Annotated in this window: 16 protein-coding genes and 2 pseudogenes; 12 read left to right on the forward strand and 6 right to left on the reverse strand. The window is 61.2% G+C overall.

Going from position 1 to position 18,291, the window contains the following annotated elements:
- Nucleotides 1-229: pseudogene (locus tag CBB91_RS00875) on the forward strand (TetR/AcrR family transcriptional regulator); the annotation flags it as partial.
- Between the two features lie 4 nt (nt 230-233).
- Here the strand turns inward: CBB91_RS00875 and CBB91_RS00880 are convergent.
- Together CBB91_RS00880 and CBB91_RS00885 are read right to left on the reverse strand one after the other, a co-directional pair.
- Nucleotides 234-833 (reverse strand): flavodoxin family protein, encoded by a 600-nt coding sequence (locus CBB91_RS00880; RefSeq protein ID WP_273011149.1) that lies wholly within the window; start codon nt 831-833, stop codon nt 234-236.
- A gap of 100 nt (nt 834-933) precedes the next feature.
- A complete protein-coding gene (locus tag CBB91_RS00885; RefSeq protein WP_273011150.1) occupies nt 934-1,836 on the reverse strand; it encodes a LysR family transcriptional regulator in 903 nt (300 codons plus the stop codon).
- 98 nt (nt 1,837-1,934) lie between these two features.
- On the opposite strand from CBB91_RS00885, the gene CBB91_RS00890 reads away from it, so the two are divergent.
- Together CBB91_RS00890 and CBB91_RS00895 are read left to right on the forward strand one after the other, a co-directional pair.
- On the forward strand, nt 1,935-2,930 hold the full coding sequence (locus CBB91_RS00890) for a cyclase family protein (RefSeq protein ID WP_035553218.1): 996 nt from the start codon (nt 1,935-1,937) through the stop codon (nt 2,928-2,930).
- Nucleotides 2,931-2,973: 43 nt separating this feature from the next.
- On the forward strand, nt 2,974-3,855 hold the full coding sequence (locus CBB91_RS00895) for an EamA family transporter (protein WP_035553222.1): 882 nt from the start codon (nt 2,974-2,976) through the stop codon (nt 3,853-3,855).
- A gap of 60 nt (nt 3,856-3,915) precedes the next feature.
- On the opposite strand, the gene hemB is transcribed toward CBB91_RS00895, so the two are convergent.
- The gene (gene hemB / locus CBB91_RS00900) at nt 3,916-4,914 is read right to left on the reverse strand and encodes a porphobilinogen synthase (RefSeq protein WP_273011154.1); all 999 of its coding nucleotides are present in this window, start codon (nt 4,912-4,914) and stop codon (nt 3,916-3,918) included.
- 30 nt (nt 4,915-4,944) lie between these two features.
- Nucleotides 4,945-5,502: pseudogene (locus tag CBB91_RS00905) on the reverse strand (GNAT family N-acetyltransferase).
- Between the two features lie 46 nt (nt 5,503-5,548).
- Here CBB91_RS00905 and CBB91_RS00910 point away from each other — a divergent pair.
- The 7 genes from CBB91_RS00910 (at nt 5,549) to CBB91_RS00940 (ending at nt 13,487) form a co-directional block, all read left to right on the forward strand.
- Nucleotides 5,549-6,688: an acyl-CoA dehydrogenase family protein gene (locus CBB91_RS00910; protein ID WP_273011157.1), complete on the forward strand. Its 1,140-nt coding sequence runs from the start codon at nt 5,549-5,551 to the stop codon at nt 6,686-6,688.
- Between the two features lie 148 nt (nt 6,689-6,836).
- Nucleotides 6,837-7,310, forward strand: coding sequence for a hypothetical protein (locus CBB91_RS00915; RefSeq protein ID WP_272983050.1), 474 nt, complete (start codon nt 6,837-6,839; stop codon nt 7,308-7,310).
- 109 nt (nt 7,311-7,419) lie between these two features.
- Entirely contained in the window at nt 7,420-9,927 is a 2,508-nt protein-coding gene (locus CBB91_RS00920) for a zinc-dependent metalloprotease (RefSeq protein ID WP_273011160.1), read from the forward strand.
- A gap of 87 nt (nt 9,928-10,014) precedes the next feature.
- Nucleotides 10,015-10,854 (forward strand): TauD/TfdA family dioxygenase, encoded by an 840-nt coding sequence (locus CBB91_RS00925; protein WP_273011162.1) that lies wholly within the window; start codon nt 10,015-10,017, stop codon nt 10,852-10,854.
- Between the two features lie 112 nt (nt 10,855-10,966).
- A complete protein-coding gene (locus CBB91_RS00930; RefSeq protein WP_273011164.1) occupies nt 10,967-12,031 on the forward strand; it encodes an enoyl-CoA hydratase/isomerase family protein in 1,065 nt (354 codons plus the stop codon).
- A 59-nt stretch (nt 12,032-12,090) separates the two neighbouring features.
- Entirely contained in the window at nt 12,091-12,801 is a 711-nt protein-coding gene (locus tag CBB91_RS00935) for a DUF805 domain-containing protein (protein ID WP_272983046.1), read from the forward strand.
- Nucleotides 12,802-12,992: 191 nt separating this feature from the next.
- A complete protein-coding gene (locus tag CBB91_RS00940; protein WP_155841897.1) occupies nt 12,993-13,487 on the forward strand; it encodes a MarR family transcriptional regulator in 495 nt (164 codons plus the stop codon).
- Nucleotides 13,488-14,310: 823 nt separating this feature from the next.
- On the opposite strand, the gene CBB91_RS00945 is transcribed toward CBB91_RS00940, so the two are convergent.
- Nucleotides 14,311-14,877 carry a cytochrome c family protein gene (locus CBB91_RS00945; protein WP_273011166.1) on the reverse strand — a complete coding sequence of 189 codons (567 nt, stop codon included), beginning with the start codon at nt 14,875-14,877 and terminating at the stop codon, nt 14,311-14,313.
- 164 nt (nt 14,878-15,041) lie between these two features.
- Between CBB91_RS00945 and mutL the strand changes: the two genes are divergently transcribed.
- Nucleotides 15,042-16,967, forward strand: a complete 1,926-nt coding sequence (mutL, locus tag CBB91_RS00950) for a DNA mismatch repair endonuclease MutL (protein ID WP_035553250.1) — start codon at nt 15,042-15,044, stop codon at nt 16,965-16,967.
- 13 nt (nt 16,968-16,980) lie between these two features.
- Nucleotides 16,981-17,637 carry an HAD family phosphatase gene (locus tag CBB91_RS00955; protein ID WP_273011168.1) on the forward strand — a complete coding sequence of 219 codons (657 nt, stop codon included), beginning with the start codon at nt 16,981-16,983 and terminating at the stop codon, nt 17,635-17,637.
- Nucleotide 17,638: 1 nt separating this feature from the next.
- Here CBB91_RS00955 and CBB91_RS00960 read toward each other — a convergent pair whose 3' ends face one another.
- On the reverse strand, nt 17,639-18,280 hold the full coding sequence (locus tag CBB91_RS00960; protein WP_345906695.1) for a hypothetical protein: 642 nt from the start codon (nt 18,278-18,280) through the stop codon (nt 17,639-17,641).
- Nucleotides 18,281-18,291 lie beyond the last annotated feature (11 nt).

Raw genomic sequence — 18,291 nt, forward strand, 5'->3', positions numbered from 1 at the left:
CCTGACCGTGGTGCGCGAGGCGGTTCGGGATGTCGCGCAGAAAAAGATCAGCCAAGGCGGCATCCCGTCAGAGCTTGCCGAAGACATGATCTTGATGAGCGTTACCCTCGCCCTCGGCACCGGCCTGTTCGGCCCCTCCCTCGGTACACTGATCGGAAAACCGCCAGAGCGCGCAAGGGAGCTGACGCTGCAAATGCTGATGGGATATTTTGAGGGATTGGCGGAATAAGCCGTCAGATCGTTACAGCTTCGAGCTGGGCGGCCTGGGCGAACCGGACCGCCAGCCCGGCAACGCGCTGACCCAGCAGGCGGGCGGTTTCCCGGTCTGCCGCTGGCGGCGCAACATCCCCGCCCTGATCCGCATTCGCCTGCGCCATTACGCCTAGAGACCCGCCTATCCGGTTGATGTCATTGATCGAGGCGGTGGAGGCGTTGTTGCCTGGCGCAAGGCCGAGGCTGACCCAGAGCATGCCGTGTTGGGCGGCCAGCGTGGCAAGCTGACTGAGCGTGGCGAACTTGTCGCCGGCTTGTGAGCTGGACACGGTAAAGCCGGCGGCGAGCTTGTCCTGCCAGCCTCGCTGGAACCAGATGCCGGACGTCTTGTCCATGAAGGTTTTAAAGGGGCCTGAAACTGCGCCCATATAGGTGGGCGAACCGAAGATGATGGCATCGGATGCTTCCAGGATTTCCCAGCACCGGTCGGTCATTTGTGTGACATCGATGAGGTGCGGGTCAGCGCCCTCCGTGGCGACGACGCCGGACTCAACGCTCCGGGCCAAGACGGATGTGTGGCCATAGCCGGAATGGTAGACGATGGAAACAAGTATAGGCATGGGGTTCTCCAGATTGACTGGAGGCCAAACTAAGCATTGGCGCACGCGGCAAAAGCGGCCATCGCGGAACAAGACTCTTCACCACGAGCGAACAATCGCGTCAGGCTCGGGCCGATGTAAGCCCGGCGAATTCCTCGACGAGGAAATCGATCAGGAGCCGGTGCTTCAGGGATTGCTCACGATGGGCGGGATAAAGGGCGAACAGAGCGTGCGGCGCGCCGTCCCAATCTGGAAGTATCCGGACCAGATCGCCAGACGACAATGCATCGCGGACATAGAGGTCCGGCACCAGCGCAATGCCAAGGCCGGACCGGGCGGCCTCGCGCACAGCCAGCGAACTGTTGGCGCGAAACACGGACCTGACCGGGATGGCGGCCTGATCCGCGCCGTTGTGCACATGCCAGATGTCGGGGGATTGTGCCCCGGAATAGACGAGGCAGGCATGGTGGACGAGGTCTTTCGGTGTGGCGGGCGGTGTGTGGCGGGACAGATAGTCTGGCGCCGCGCAGAGGATGCGACGAATGTCGAGCAGCTTGCGGGCCCTGAGGCTAGAATCCGCCAACGCGCCGCCGCGGATTGCCAGGTCGAATCCCCCATCGACGAGATCAACGAACTGGTCATTCATGACCAGATCGATCCGGATGTCCGGATAGCGCGCCGCAAAGCGCGGCAGCATGTGCGCCACCGTGGCGAGCCCGAAGGACATGGGCGCCGCAATCCGGAGCCGTCCGCGCGGCGTGCCGGTGTCGGCGCGGACCTGTTCATCGGCCGCAGCGAGCCCGTCCAGCAGGTCCGACACCTGGTCGAAATAGGTCTGGCCGATCTCGGTTAGGTGCAGCGACCGGGTGGTGCGCACGATCAGCTGCGCGCCAAGCTCGGCTTCGAGATCCTTCACCATCTTGCTGACAGCTGCATTGGAATAGTTCAGGTCACGCGCGGCGGCGCTGAAACTGCCGCGCTCGACGACGCGCCGGAACACCGTGAGGCTGGAGAAACGGTCCATTGTCCACCCAAAGGAAATAGTCTTTCGATAATATCAGCAATTATCACCTGACACGAAAAGCTCCAACTTCCCGCCAAGCGAAGACACAGGAGCCCGACATGAGCTTTCGGACTATCAAACACATCCTGGCCTCCCTGTTAGTGGGATCGACCTTGAGCGGCGTCGCCTCGGCGCAGAACCATGTGGGCGAAAGCCCCTGGGGCGCGGACGATGAACTCGGTCGACTGAATTTGATCACGCCCGCCTCGCGCGCCGACATTATGTCCCGCGTGTCCGCCGAGCGGGTCTATGATCTTTCAGTCGATTATTTTGTCGGCATGCCGAGTTGGCAGGCTGCGGGGGACCCGCATTACCAGATCTGGATGACCCACACGCCACATGGCACGGAGATCGACGATCCGATGGGCGTGGGCCGGGAGATGAATGGGCATGTTGGTTACACCGGCTCGGCTATTTCCATGTACACACATACCGGTACGCATATCGACGCGTTCAACCATTTCGGCATTGGCGGGCAAATCTACAATGGCTTCCGCGCCGAGGAACATCTGGGCGACCGGGGATGGATGAAGACCGGCGCCGAGACGATCCCGCCAATCGTGGCGCGCGGCGTGCTGGTGGATGTCGCCGCCGCAAAAGGCCTCGACATGCTGCCGGATGGTTACCGTATCACGCGGGCCGACATCGAGGCTGCGCTTGACCGGCAGGGTACGGATCTTCGCAGCGGGGATGTCGTGCTGATCCGGACCGGTCGGATGCAGGTCTATGAAGAGGCCCAACGCTACATGGCCAACCCGCCGGGCCTCGGCCTGGAGGCTGCGAAATTCCTTGTCGAAGAGGGCGGCGCGATGATCCTCGGGGCGGACAATCTGAGCTTCGAGGCGTTTCCGTCCGAGATCGAAAACAATTACGTGCCGCTGCACACCTATCTGCTGGCGCAAATGGGCGTGCCGATCATGGAGCTGGTCTTCCTCGAAGACCTGGCACGGGACGGAGTGTTCGAATTCGCCTTTGTCGGTGGATCTCTCAAGCTGCGCGGCGCGGATGCCGCCCCCATGCGCCCGGTCGCCTTCCCGCTGAATTCAGACCACTGACAAGGCCGATCCTGCGTCCCGATTTGCCCCGAGAACCCTCACCATGCCAACGAAATCCGATATCCTGCTGACAGCGACTGCGCCCGTCATATGGGGCAGCACCTATATCATCACTACCGAATTCCTGCCGCCGGATATTCCGCTGACGATAGCGGCGCTGCGGGCCTTGCCGGCGGGGCTGCTGCTTCTCCTGCTGGTGCGGCAATTGCCCGAGCGGGACTGGATTGTGCGCATTCTTGTACTGGGCGCGCTGAACTTTGCGATCTTCTGGGCCCTGTTGTTCGTGTCAGCCTATCGCCTGCCGGGCGGTGTTGCGGCCACGGTCGGGGCGGTGCAGGCGCTGGCCGTCGTGTTTCTGTCCCGCCTGATGCTGGGCATCCCGATCCGAATCTTGGTCGTGTTTGCGGCGGTGCTTGGCATGGGCGGCGTCGCGCTGCTCCTGCTGACGCCGACGGCGGCGCTGGACCCGGTCGGCATCGCGGCAGGGATCGGCGCGGCTGTCGCCATGGCAGGCGGCACCGTGATGAGCCGTCGCTGGCGTCCACCCGTGCCGCTGCTAACCTTCACGGCCTGGCAGCTGACGGCGGGCGGCCTGTTGCTGGTGCCTGTGGCGCTGGTGTTCGAGCCGGATGTGCCGGTCTTCACCGCGCGCAACTGGAGCGGCATGGCCTATCTCAGCCTGATCGGCGCGGCGGTGACCTATGCGGTCTGGTTTCGCGGCGTGGACCGGATCGCGCCGTCGGCCATCTCGACGTTGGGCTTTCTCAGCCCTGTGTCCGCTGTGGTGCTGGGGTGGGTGTTTCTCGGTCAGGCGCTCAGCCCCGGCCAGGTNGCGGCCACCGGCATCATCCTCGCTTCGGTNCTGATCAGCCAGCGCGCCGCGACGCTGCCGGACCAGCCGAAGCGCCTGCGTCTGGCGGGGTGAAGANATGAGCGCTGTGTCCCTCGCATCCTTCGACTTCGCTCAGGATGAGTCCGCGTAAGGCTACCCGCCCAATTTCTCNGCCGCCTCTTCCGCAAAATACGTGATCACGCCGCTGGCGCCGGCGCGTTTGAAGCACATGAGCGACTCCATCATGACGCGGTCGCCGTCGATCCAGCCATTCTGGGCGGCGGCCTTGATCTGGGCGTATTCGCCGGAGACCTGGTAGGCGATGGTCGGCATACCGAAGGTGGAGCTGACGCGCTGCACAATGTCCAGATACGGAAGGCCGGGCTTGACCATCACCATGTCGGCGCCCTCGGCCAGGTCGAGCGCAACTTCGCGCAGGGCCTCGTCTGAATTGGCGGGGTCCTGCTGATAGGTCTTCTTGTCGCCCTTCAGCGCGGTGGCCGAGCCGATGGCGTCGCGATAGGGGCCGTAAAACCCGCTGGCATATTTGGCGGCATAGGCGAGGATCATCTGGTTGGTGAAGCCTTCCTCCTCGAACGCGCTACGGATCGCGCCGATGCGCCCATCCATCATGTCTGACGGCGCGACGATATCGGCGCCCGCGCCAACATGGACCAGCGCCTGCTGGACCAGTTTTTCCGTGGTCGCATCATTCGGGATTGTGCCGTCTTCGTCCAGCAGGCCGTCATGGCCGTGGCTGGTATAAGCGTCGAGCGCGACATCGGTGATCAGGCCCACTTCCGGCGCGGCATCCTTCATGGCCTTGAGGGCCCGGGGGACAAGCCCGTCCGGGTCCAGCGCGCCAGAGCCGGTCTCGTCCTTCCCGTCCGCGCCGATGTAGGGGAACAGCGCAATGGCGGGGATGCCAAGCTCTCGCGCGCGAATGGCGGCCCTGGCGGCGTCCTTCACGCTCAGCCGGTCAATGCCGGGCAGGGAACCGACCGGCATGCGGTCTTCGCCATCATGCACGAACACGGCCCAGATCAGGTCTGCCGGGGTGAGGACGTTCTCGCCAGCGAGCGAGCGAATCCAGGGTGCCTGACGCAGGCGGCGCATGCGGGTGGCCGGGAAGGCCTGGGGAAAATGGGTCATGCGAGTCTCAATGATGGAAAAACGGCGCGTCTACAACCAGCCAAGTTTACGCACCATGAAACAGCGCTTCGTGATATCCAGATCCTGCGCCTGAATGCGTTCCAGTTCCAGCATCCACTCGGCCATGTCATTGCGCTTGATCTCGCGAAAGCCGTGGCGGGCATAGAAGGGGCCGTTCCACGGCAGGTCGCGGAAAGTGGAGAGCGTGATGCGGCGGATCTTGCGCTTCTTGGCCTCATCCACGACACGGCCCAGCAGCGCCGCGCCAAGCCCCTTGCGTCCGTGGTCCGGGTGAACGCTGATCTGGTCCAGATAGAGCGTGCCGCCCCGCGGGGAGACGAGCGCGAATCCCACCGGTTTGCCCTCGGCGGCGCGGACTGTGAACAGGTCGCCCGTGTCCGCGGCGTGGGTGAGCACTTCGGCGGGGACATGATCGCTCAGCGCCTCTTCAGACAGCAGGCCCGTGGGCGCAAACAGCGTGCTGGCGGCACAATCCACGTCGATCAGCGCGTCGACATCCGACGCGCGCGCGTCGTCGATTCCATATGCGTGTGNTGGCNTGTTGCATTGACNTTNNGNGCNGCNCANTCAATTCCNNTNGAAACNTNTTANGCNAAAAAACGNGNNATTAACAATGAGTGCTTTGTTTTCCGACGAACAATTGATGATCCANGACATGGCCCGGAAGTTCGGAGAGGCGCAATTGCNGCCCCATTCCGAGGCCTGGGACCGCGACAGCCATTTTCCTGTGGATGTGATCAAACAGGCCGCANAACTTGGTTTTGCGGGCATCTATGTGTCGGAAGANGTGGGCGGCAGCGCNCTGACGCGNACNGATGCGGCGCTGATCTTCGAACAGCTTTCCTATGGGGATGTGTCCACGGCGGCGTTCATCTCGATCCACAATATGGCGAGCTGGATGATCGACACGTTCGGTTCTGATGCGCAGCGTCAGGCCTGGTTGCCGCGGCTGACCTCGATGGAACTGATCGCGTCTTACTGCCTGACAGAGCCGGGCGCAGGCTCGGATGCCGCCAGCCTGAAGACGCGGGCGGTGCGCGAGGGCGACGACTATGTCATCACGGGCACGAAGCAATTCATCTCCGGCGCGGGCACGTCCGATGTCTATGTGCTGATGGCGCGCACCTCTGATGATGGGGCGAAGGGTGTTTCCACTTTCATCATCGAGAAGGACACGCCCGGCCTCAGCTTTGGCGCGAATGAGCGCAAGATGGGATGGAAGAACCAGCCGACCGCGCAAGTCATTCTGGATGGCGTGCGCGTGCCAGCCGCAAACCGGATTGGCGAGGAAGGCCACGGTTTCCGTTTTGCGATGGCCGGGCTGGATGGCGGNCGGCTGAATATCGCCGCCTGCGCGCTGGGCGGGGCGCAATTGGCCCTCGACAAGGCGGTCGCCTATGCCAAGGAGCGTGAGCAGTTCGGCAAGCCGATTGCGAGCTTTCAGAACACCGCGTTCAAGCTGGCCGATATGGAGACCGAGCTGCAGGCCGCGCGGGTAATGCTGTATGAGGCTGCCGGGCGGCTGGACCGAAAGGCGCCGGATGCGACGCGGTGGTGCGCGATGGCGAAACGCTTCGTGACAGACACGGCGTTCAAGGTGGCCAATGACGCGCTGCAGATTCATGGCGGCTATGGCTATCTGGCCGATTATGGCGTGGAGCGGATTGTGCGGGACCTGCGCGTGCACCAGATCCTGGAAGGTACGAACGAGATCATGCGCGTCATCATCTCGCGGGACATGCTGAAGGACTAGGCCTTTCGGGCAATTTTCCGAACATTACCGATATTTATAGCGTTTTCGCGTGTGCGGAGCCTGAATTCATGCCGTCCGTGTCTGGACAAGGCGCGGTGGCTGCGGTGTTCTTGAGTCCTGGTAGAGTGCAGGAACAGGAGGGGCCGCAATGCGTATGGTCCGTAAGCTGTCGGTTGTGGCCGGATTTGCAGTGCTGGGCGCGTGCGCCAGTGCGCCGCCCAATCTGAATGACAATCAAATCGTCCGGGGTGAGCGCGTCGGAGAGGTCGAGTTGGGCATGAGCCTGATCGAGCTGTTTGCTGTGAAGGGCACGCCGCGCCACACGACCCCCATCGAAGGCACGCGAGCGACGACCTACACCTATGACGGCCTCGTCATCGCAGCGGATGAAAAGGTTTATTGGATCATCGCGCGTGACCCGCGCTATCGCACGGATATAGGTGTCGGGACCGGCGCGGAGCAGATCCTGGCGCGCGGGGCCTATGGCAAGCCGAAATGCGTTGTCACCAAGGGCGATGAAACGCTTTACGACTACAGCGACATCTATTTCGGCGTCGACAACAAGAGCGGCAAGGTGACAAAGGTCGGCATCATGCGCGATACGCAGACCTGTGATGGCTGAACTGGCGGGCTGACGCACCTCTGCGCCTGAATCCTCGAAAGCGATTGAACCCTGCCACGATCTGCGGCAGCCTGCAGGCCGAGTATTGGCGGATTGGAGGAGGTGTCGCGTGCGGGGATTGAAGGGAATTGGTTTGGCGCTGGTTGCGGCGCTGTTCGTGCCGTTTGCATGGGCGCAGACGGGCGATTGGTCGGAAGAGATCGCGGCGCTGGCCCACAAGGATGGGTTTGTTGATCTCTACCTCGATGCGGAAGGCGGGCGCGTTCTGGTCGCGCTGCCTGCGCCTGATGAGGACGGCGTATCCCTTCGCGCCATTCAGGCGACGGGGCTGACGGCGGGCCTCGGGTCCAATCCGATCGGCCTTGACCGAGGCCGCGCCAATGGCGGTGAGATCGTGGCCTTCCGCAAGGTCGGTGAGAAGGTCGTCGCGGAGATCGAGAACTGGGCCTATCGCGCGAGCGCGGACAATCCGCTGGAGCGCAAGGCGGTGCGGGATTCCTTTGCGCGGAGTTTTGTCTGGTCGGGTGAGATCCTCGGCACCGGGCCTGAGGGCGAATTGCTGGTGGACCTGTCGACCTATCTGACGCGCGACACGATGGATGTGCGCGCCACACTGAAGCAACACCCCAAGGGNGGCNCNTTTCAGGTGTCAAAGGATCTGTCCATGCCGGATGTGTCGGCTGCGCTGGCCTTTCCTGACAATGTCGAGTTTGACGCCTTCCTGACGCTGACCAGTGATGAGCCAAAGGCAGAAGTCTGGGCGACGGCAGCGGATGCGCGGTCTGTGACCCTTGTGCAGCACACATCGCTCGTGCGGCTGCCGGATGATGGCTACACGCCGCGCATGTTCGATCCGCGCAGCGGCGCGATTGATGTCGGCTATTATGATTTCTCTGCGCCACTGACCGGGCAGGTCGGCCAGTCCTTTGCGCGCCGGTTTCGCCTGCAGAAACAGGACCCGACCGCAGAGTTCAGCCCGGCGAAAGAGCCGATCGTCTTCTATGTCGACTCAGGGGCACCGCAGGAAATCCGCGACGCTCTGATTGAGGGGGCGTCCTGGTGGGCCGACGCGTTTGAAGCGGCGGGCTTCCCGGATTCCTACCGTGTTGAAGTGCTTCCAGAGGGCGCGCATCCATTGGACGTGCGTTACAATGTGATCCAGTGGGTGCACCGCCAGACGCGTGGCTGGTCCTATGGGGGCGGCCTGACCGATCCGCGTACGGGCGAAATGCTGAAGGCAAATGTTATCCTCGGAAGTCAGCGCGTGCGCCAGGATCGCATGATCTTCGAAGGTCTTGCTGGCGCGGAAAAGACCGGCATGGGCGAGGCGAATGATCCCGTGCAAATTGCGCTGTCACGCATTCGGCAACTGTCGGCGCATGAAGTGGGCCATACGCTCGGCTTCGCGCATAATTTCGCGGCGTCGTCGAATGACCGCGCTTCGGTGATGGATTATCCCGCGCCATTCGTGCGCGTCGGGCAGGGCGGTGATCTCGATTTCTCCGCTGCCTATGATGTGGGTATCGGTGAGTGGGACAAGGTTACCACGATGTGGCTCTATCGGCAGTATNCGGAAGGTGTGGACGAGANTGCGGCGGGGGACGCNCTGCTTGAGTCCGCACGCGCCAGCGGGCTGCGCTATATTGATGATCCGCAAGGGCGCGGCGTCGGTACGGCGCATCCCTATGCCAGCGTTTGGGACAATGGCGCAGACCCCGTCGCGTCGTTGTTGAATGTGATGCAGGTGCGCGATGTCGCACTGGAAAACTTCGGTTTGAACGTGTTGCAGTCCGGGGAGCCGACCTCACGCCTGCGCGCGGNGATCGTGCCGATCTACCTTTACCATCGGTATCAGGTGAATGCGGCCGCCAAGATGATTGGCGGGTATGAGTTCCATTATGCCGAAACCGGTGAGGCGGATGCCGCCGGTGCACCGGTCCCGGCCAGTCAGCAACGCGCAGCGCTGGACGCGCTGGTGGCGACGCTCGACCCAGCGGTGCTGGACCTGCCGAACGATACGCTCGACCTGTTGACGCCGCCGCTTGTGTCTTTCCGAGGTGCGGGTGCGGGGGCCGAGTATTTCCCGGGCGAGACAGGCGCGATGTTTGACCTGCTGACGGCAGCGGATACGTCCGCGTCGCAGACTCTGAGTGCGCTCTTTCATCCCCAGCGTGTCGCTCGCCTGATTGAAACGCAGCGACGAGATGCGGAGGCGCTTGGCTATGGCGAGGTTCTCGCCAAGGTCGAGGCGACGCTGTTCGNTGGTGCGGAGACACCAAGACAAGCGGGCATTCTCCACCGCGAGCAAATCCGCTATGTTTCTACCCTGATTGAACTGTCTGCATCATCAGCAGCGACGCCCGCGGCGGTAGCTCAGACAAATGCGTATCTGAGTTCGCTGAAAGACCGACTCTCGAAACGNCAGCGCCGGATGGCGGCCAGCGACACTGCNGTGCGCGCTGAGCTTGGCCGTCGTATCGCGGCGCATCTGGATCGGCCGTCACCTGCTGCGTTGCCGTCGTCGTCAGCGGTGGACATTCCACCGGGCAGCCCGATTGGGGCTGGCAGTGCGGAATCGTGCTGGCATTGCGATACGCTGCTTGGGCCTCTCCAATAACGCTTCCCTTGCGGAAGGCATTTCCCCCTTTGGTGCGCCGCTGTAAACTTCCCGTATAGAGGCCAAAAGGCCCGACGGGAGGAAAGCATGAATATCGAGGAACTGCCCGGCGTCGGCGCAGAGATTACCGGCGTCGATCTGCGTCGTCTCACCGAACATGAATTCGAGAATATCCGCACAGCCTATGCAGAGCATGGGGTGATCTTCTTCCGGGATCAGGAGTTGTCCGAGCGGGACCATATCCGGTTTGCCGAGCGCTGGGCTCCGATCAATGTGAATCGGTTCTTCGCAGCCCACCCCGAGCANCCGCAGATCGCGATGGTGGTGAAAGAGAAGGACCAGAAAGACAATATCGGTGGCGGATGGCACACGGATCATTCCTACGATGTCGAGCCGGCGATGGGTTCGATCCTCGTTGCGCGTGACCTGCCAGAGACCGGCGGGGACACGTTCTTTGCCAGCATGTACNGCGCCTATGATGCCCTGGACGATGATATGAAAACGCGTCTGAAAGGCATGAGGGCCGTTCATTCTGCGCATCATATCTTCGGGACCGGAAAGGAGACCTATTACAACACAACCGATGCGGGCGGGAACCGGATTGGCAANGCGGCGGCCGCAGATGTGCTGGAAGACGTGACGCATCCCATCGTGATCACGCACCCGCTCAGCGGCAAGAAGGCGCTCTACGTCAATCCAGCCTTCACGACCGGTATCGTCGGCATGNCGCAAGAGGAATCGAAGGAANTNCTCTCCACACTCTACGCGCATGCGATGCAGCAGGAATTTGCGCATCGGTTCAAATGGCAGCCCGGATCGGTTGCGTTCTGGGACAATCGCGCGACCTGGCACTGGGCCCTCAATGANTATCACGGCCAGCGGCGCGTCATGCATCGNATCACGCTGGAAGGCTGTGCTCTGCATTGACCCCGCGCTGACAGGAGCCTTCGCTCCGGGCTTGATCGGCGGCCCGACGCCTGTAGGGGTAGTGTCGCAGATACGAGACCAGCNAGGGCTGGCGGAGACGAAGGGATANANTATGTCGAATGAGGTATCGGTCAGCGTCCGTCGCGGCGTGGGCCGCATGACGCTGACGCGTCCAAAGGCGCTGCATGCGCTGAATGCGCCAATGTGCGAGACAATTCTGTCGGCGCTGGAGCGCTGGGCCGACGATCCGACTGTCTATCTTGTGATGATTGACCATGAAGCCGATACGCGGGGCTTCTGTGCAGGCGGCGATATTCGTATGCTGGCCGAAAGCGGCGCCGGCGATGCCAGCGAGGCGCGTGCCTTTTTCAACGTCGAGTATCGCATGAACGCCGCGCTGAAGACGTTCCCGAAGCCTGTGCTGGCCATCATGGATGGCGTGACCATGGGTGGAGGCGTCGGCCTGTCTGTGCATGGCTCGCACCGCGTGGCGACCGAGCGCACCCTGTTTGCCATGCCCGAAACCGGAATTGGCCTGTTTCCTGATGTCGGGGGTGGTTGGTTCCTGCCGCGCCTGTCCGGCGAACTCGGTACCTGGCTGGCGCTGACCGGNGCGCGCCTCAAGGGCAGTGACGTCGCNGCGGCGCGCGTTGCGACGCACTANTTGCCATCGGAACTGATTNCGAACCTNAAGAAGCAGATCGANGCCGCCGATTTCTCNGTCGGCGCTGCCGAGATGCTGAACGAAATTTTACGTGGTCTGACCCATNCTGTGCCGCCCGGCAGTTTCGAGGCGCACNGTGATGTCATCGATACATGTTTTGCCAAGGACACTGCCGAAGAGATTGTTGCAGCGCTTGAGGCCAATGGCGATGACTGGGCCGCCGAGCAGGTCGCCACGCTGCGCACGAAATCCCCGGAGACCGTGAAGGTTGCGCTACGCCAGGTACGTGAAGGCGGCAAGATGGCGACATTCGAAGACAATATGCGCATGGAATACCGTATCGGGTGGCGCAAGGTGCAAAGCCATGACTTCCTTGAGGGCGTGCGCGCCGTGATCATCGACAAGGACAATGACCCGAAATGGCGGCCTTCACGGCTCGAAGATGTCAGCGACGAAGACATCGCCAAGTATTTCGAGCCGCTTGGCCCAGATGAATTGACCTTCGGGGATTGAGCTTTACCGCCGGGTCAGAGTACTCACACTTCTGGGTAAATGGCTGATCAGGAGTGACCATGCGCGGGCAAGTATTGAAAGCAGACACGGCTGACGGGCTCGGCATCATCCTTGGTGATGATGGCCAGCGCTATCGCTTCTCGCAGGCGCAGGTCCGTGACGAAAGCCGATTGGCTCAAGGCCATGTGGTGGATTTCATTGGCATGGGAGATGAAGCGCGCGACATCTACATGCTGAAGGCGGCGGCTGATGCACCTGCGCCAGCCGCTTCGGCGCCTCAACCGGCGGCGGCGCCCGCGACATATGCCGCGCCAGCCTATGCTCACACACCGGCAGTGAAGAGTGACGGCATCTGGACCTATTTCCTGAGAACTCTTTCGAAGAACTATTTCCAGTTCAATGGCCGCGCCCGCCGGCAGGAGTATTGGGGCTATATTCTCTTCTATCTACTTGCATTCATTGTCACGATTATTCTGGATACGATCCTGACACTCTCGATCTTTGGAATTGAAGATGCGGATGATGGTTACTTCCTGCCGCTCTTCACCGGGCTCTGGCTGCTCTACAACATCATTCCCGGCATCGCTGTAACCGTGCGGCGGTTCCACGACCAGGATCTGTCCGGTTGGATGTATCTGCTGAACTTCATTCCGTATGTCGGTGGCCTCGTCGTGTTTGTCTTCATGTTGATCGACAGCCGGGCTGAAGAGAATGTTCACGGCCCGAGCCCCAAATATCAGGGCCACAGCGCCGCAGACGCGTTCGCCTGAACGAATACGCTTAATATTGGACATCGCAGGCCGGCCCAATTCGTTACGCAAAAGTAACGGTTAATGTATTCGGCCGTTTGTTAACCTTCTACTCTTGTAGAAAGGGTATGCTTATCAATTCATTAGGAATGATCATGTACTTCTACTCAAACTACAACAAAAGTTGAGTGAATAATTGAGTGGTGGTGAAAATGATGATTGCTGAAACGCAGGAAACTGCGAACTCTTCGTTGGGCGAATCTTTCCTGAAGTCTTTGTCTTTGCTTGAACAGGCGCACCGTCGTCTTCATGATGTTGTGAAGGACGATCTGGAGCGCGGTGGCGAACGGTCGCTGACAGGCGTTCAGGCGCTGCTGCTGTACGAAATTGGCGAAGGTGAAGCCCCGGCTTCCGTTCTGCGTGCCCGCGGTGCTTTTGCCGGAACAAGCCTGTCTTACAACGTCAAGAAGCTTCAGGAAGGCGGCTATCTGATCCAGACCCGCTCTGAGGATGACAAGCGCACCGTGACGCTGAGCCTTACCGAACGCGGCCTGAAAGTGCGCAAGCGCGTAGAGGCCCTGTTTGAAAAGCAGGCTGGCGCGCTGGAGCCAACCGCCAGTGTCCGTCCGGATGACCTTTCGCAACTCAACAAGACCATCTCGCGGCTGGAGCGCTTCTGGTCTGACCAGATCCGTTTCCGCCTCTAAGGCTCGGATCGAAGATACACTGACAAGAGCCCTCGCCTTGATCCGCGAGGGCTTTTTCATGCGCGCAACGAGAAAGAAAGTGGTTTTCAACCGGTGATTTCTTGCTATTCCCAATTGAATGAGGGCGTTCGGGGTATTGGGATTGGTGCTGGCTTGGCCAGACGTGGCATTTGCCGGGCCGTGGGCTCAGGCACCTGGCGATTGGTACGCTTCTGCTGCGATCACTCAGGAAGAGCTCGAAGGCATTCGTGGCAACCGGGTCGAATTGTACGGCGAGTATGGCTTTGCGCGCAATTGGACCGTAACGGCGAAGTCAGAGGCCGTCGCCTATGAACTTGGCGGTCAGTTCGACAAGGAATTCTGGCGCGGCACGCTCCGCCGCCAGCTCGTCTCCCATAAGGGGTGGGCTGTGGGCGTTGAAGGCGGTGTGGTNCACGGCAATTCNCTGGGCGGNGTGTTTGCGTGCGATGANTGGGGCGCTGAGCTTCGCGTGAGCGGCGGCCTGTCCGGTGTGCGCGGCGGACGAAACTTCTACACGTTCGCGGATCTCGTCNCGATCCGGCATGAAGATGGCTGCGCACGGCAACGCGCAGAGTTTGGCTATGGTGTCGATCTCTGGCGCAGCATCTTCCTCAGCCAGCAACTCTGGATCGAGCGCGGCAACAAATCTGCTGATTCAAACAAGTATGAGACNAAGCTAGGCTACCATTTCGATTGGGCAGACCTGGCTGTCGGATATCGGGAAGAGTTCGCCGGAGACTTTGATGAGCATTCTGTGTTGCTCTCCATCGTCTTCCGGCGCTGACTCTCCCCTGTCGCTCCCCTATTCGGCAGGGGCCTCTTCCGCTGNAGGGGCGGCCTCTGGCACGTATCCCGTCTCGCTCATCAAATAGGCAACCACGGCGATCCGGTCGTCAGGCTTGCGGACGCCTGCAAACGTCATGCGGTTGCCGGGCAGGAAAGTGCGCGGGTTTTCCAGCCAATGTTCCACCTGATCCGGGGTCCAGGTGAAATCGGCTTCCTGAAGTGCGGGAGAATAGGTGAAGTCTTCCAGCGCACCAGCTTCGCGACCGAACAGGCCGTGAAGGTTTGGTCCGACGAGGTGCCCGCCACCTTCGGCGGTGATGTGGCAAGACTGGCAGAGTTTCCAGGTGCGGCGACCGCGCGCATAATCAGCCGTGTTGTACGGCGCGGGCAGGGCTGCGAATGGCGACGTTGCATCCGCAGCCGCTTCGGTGACTGCGGCAGGCGTTGTTTCTGGGGCAGTGGATGCAGCGGGAGCTTCAGCTTGCGGTGCTGCCGGGGCTGCGTCCGATGCGGGCGCATCAGAGCCTCCGCAGGCTGTCAGCAGAAGTGCGGAGGCAAAAGCGAGGGAAATAGTCGTCTTCATGAGAGAATAGGGCTCCAGGATATATCCAGCCGCACTTTGTGGGGTAACCAAGCGTAAAGCAACCGGCCTGCGTCAACTGGACGCCCGATGGCAGATGCTGTCATACAAGCAGGTGTCTGAGGCCGGGCAGGGACAAAGCCCCTGCACCGCGTTATCCTGTGCAGATGGCTGATTCCCTTCGATCCCGCCCGGAAATTCGCAAACTTCCCCCCGACGTCGTGAACCGTATCGCGGCGGGCGAGGTCGTTGAGCGCCCGGCAGCAGCGGTAAAGGAATTGGTGGAGAATGCGCTCGACGCAGGTGCGCGGCGCATTTCCATTTCGATCGAGGCTGGAGGCCTGAAGCGCATCATCATCGAGGATGATGGCTGTGGCATGTCCGCCGACGATTTGCTGGTCGCGCTGGAACGGCATGCCACCTCAAAACTCGTGCCGGATGCGGGCGGGCGTGTTGACCTGCTGAACATCCATACGATGGGCTTCCGGGGCGAAGCGCTGCCGTCAATCGCGTCAGTCAGCCGGTGTAGCATCTCGTCCCGTGCGGCGGGTGAGGATGCTGCCGAAGTGTTTGTCGAAGCGGGACGAATGGAAGGCCCCCGCCCGGCGGCCTTCACGGGACGCGGTGAAACGGGCACGCGGATCGAGGTGCGCGATCTGTTTTACGCAACCCCCGCCCGCTTGAAATTCATGAAAGGCGAGCGCGCCGAGAGCATGGCCGTGACGGATACGGTCAAGCGTCTGGCGATGGCGAATCCGCATGTCGCGTTCTCTTTGGAGAATAACGGGCGCAACTCGCTCAGATACGGCGCCGAGGCTGAAGGTGCGTCTGGTCAACTTGCCCGTTTGGGCGCCATCATGGGACGGGATTTCCGCGAGAATGCGCTGGAGATTGATGCCGAGCGCGAAGGTGTACGGCTTAGCGGCTTTGCGGGCCTGCCCACGCTGAACCGTGGTAATGCGCAGATGCAATTCCTGTTCGTGAATGGGCGGCCCGTTAAGGACCGCATGCTGAATGGCGTGATCCGCGCGGCCTATCAGGATTTTCTTGCGCGGGACCGGCATCCGCTCGCAGCGCTGTTCGTGGACCTTGATCCGGAATATGTGGATGTGAACGTNCACCCGGCGAAGACTGAAGTACGCTTCCGCGACGCCGGAAATGTGCGGGGGCTGATGATTGGCGCGCTGCGCCATGCGCTTGCCGCCGCCGGACATCGCGCCTCGACCACGGTGGCGAACTATGCGCTCGGCAAGGTGAAGATTGAAGAGGCGACCTCGCCCAATCTCTGGTCGGTCCCNTCCGCGCCNGAGCGCCAGGCGTCGCCCTCTTCCTATTATCGCCAGCCGGTCGGACCGGATCTGGATCAGCCGCTTCCGCCTTCTGGCATGGAGACACCACCGCCCCATATGCATGGTCTGAGTGAAGCGCCGCCGCCGATCTACCGGCACGATGCGGCACCTTCGGCGCGGGTTGAGCCCGATGCAGGCGCTACGCATGGGGCGCAGCCGGACTTTCCGCTCGGTGTCGCACGGGCGCAGCTGCACGAGACCTATGTAATCGCACAGACGGCAGATGGAATTGTCATCGTTGACCAGCACGCTGCGCATGAGCGCCTCGTCTACGAAGACATGAAGCGCCAGATGGCGGCGGGCGGTGTGAAACGACAGGCGCTGCTGATTCCAGATGTGGTGGAGCTCTCTGAGGATGAGGCCGCCCGGGTGCTGGAGCGTGCAGAGGAACTGGCTGAACTTGGCCTGGAGATCGAGCCATTCGGTTCNGGGGCGATCTGTGTGCGGGCGACCCCGGCCCTGTTCGGTGAGATGGATGCGATGGGACTGATCCGTGATCTGGCGGACGATTTTGCGGAGTATGATGCGGGTCTTGCGCTCAAGGAGCGGTTCGAGGAAGTCATGGGCAATATGGCATGCCGCGGATCGGTCCGGGCCGGGCGTCGTCTGAACGGTGAAGAGATGAATGCGCTGCTTCGTCAGATGGAGGCCACTCCACATTCCGGGCAATGCAATCATGGCAGGCCCACCTATGTGGAACTGAAGCTTGCGGATATCGAACGCTTGTTTGGGCGTCGTGGTTAGGAAAACGAGCGGCATGGACGCGCTGATCTTTGACTGTGATGGCGTGCTGGTCGATTCCGAGACAATTTCCATTGCCGTAGAGCGGGAGATGCTGTCTGGCTGGGGGCTGGACTATCCGTTTGAGACGTTCGTGTCGCGTTTTGTCGGGCTTCACAATCGAGACTTCCATGCTGCACTTGCGGCAGACGCGATTTCCAATGGACGTCCGTTACCGGAGGATTTTGCGGACCATTTGCAGGCGCAGATATGGCGTCGCTTCGAGACAGATTTGACCGCGATTGGAGGCGTGTTGGACTCAGTCGCCGCATTTGCGGGCGCAATAGCGGTGGCCTCCTCGTCAGAGGCGGAAAAGCTCGTGCGGAAGCTTCAGCTGACCGGGCTCCATGCGGCGTTTGCCCCGCATGTTTATTCATCCGACCTGGTCACAAACGGAAAGCCTGCGCCTGACCTGTTTCTCTACGCGGCAGGGCAAATCTATGCGCGCCCCGAAAATTGTGTCGTGATTGAAGACAGTGTGAACGGCGTGAAGGCCGCACGTGCCGCTGGAATGACGGCCTGGGGGTTTGTTGGTGGCGGTCACGCGGATGCAGGCCTCGGAGAGCGCTTGTTGTCAGCAGGCGCACATCGCGTGTTTGCCTCTCATGCCCAGATTGCTGCTGCGCTCAGCTAGGTCAGGCGTTCGGGAATACATCTNTCAGCGCGGCCCAGTCTGCTTCATGTGATCCGGCATGGTTCGGTTTGGTCGGGTCAGTCAAGCGCCCGCGGGGCTTGGTNTAGCTGTCGATCTTGCGTTCCGGTTTTTCATGCCACTGAATGTTCACGGCCCAGAGTTTCGGGAAGAAGTACAGGGTTGAGTANGGCAAATGGTCGTGAATCCACCAAGCCAGTTTCTGCCAGTCCCCTTCTGCATGGAACGCGTCATAAAATGCGGGGATCACGATGCAGGCCGTCGCGCCCATATGCCCGTTTGAGTCGCGGCGATCCCAGATATGGTGTCCGAAATTGCTTTCATTCGATGCGCAATTGTAGCCCTTTTTCCTTTCGCGCTGCATCTGGTTGCCGAAACCATTGACTTCAGGAGATCTGTAAGCGGACCGGATGGCAATGCGACCGAATACGTCCTGCAGGGGCTCTAGCAGTTCCGTGCAAAGCTTCGTGCCAGCCGNGATGGCAAGGTCGGGATCGTCGGGGGCGTTTNAAAAGCNATGAACTGCAGCGATATCCGAAAACAGAAAGTCGCGCATGAAAAAGGATTTTGACAAACGTGTGCGTCCGAACTCTGACAAGCTTTCGACGCTGTTGGGCGGTTTCATGGGGCAGACTA

The organism is Hyphomonas sp. TMED31 (genome assembly GCF_002172815.1).
Taxonomy (GTDB): domain Bacteria; phylum Pseudomonadota; class Alphaproteobacteria; order Caulobacterales; family Hyphomonadaceae; genus Hyphomonas; species Hyphomonas atlantica.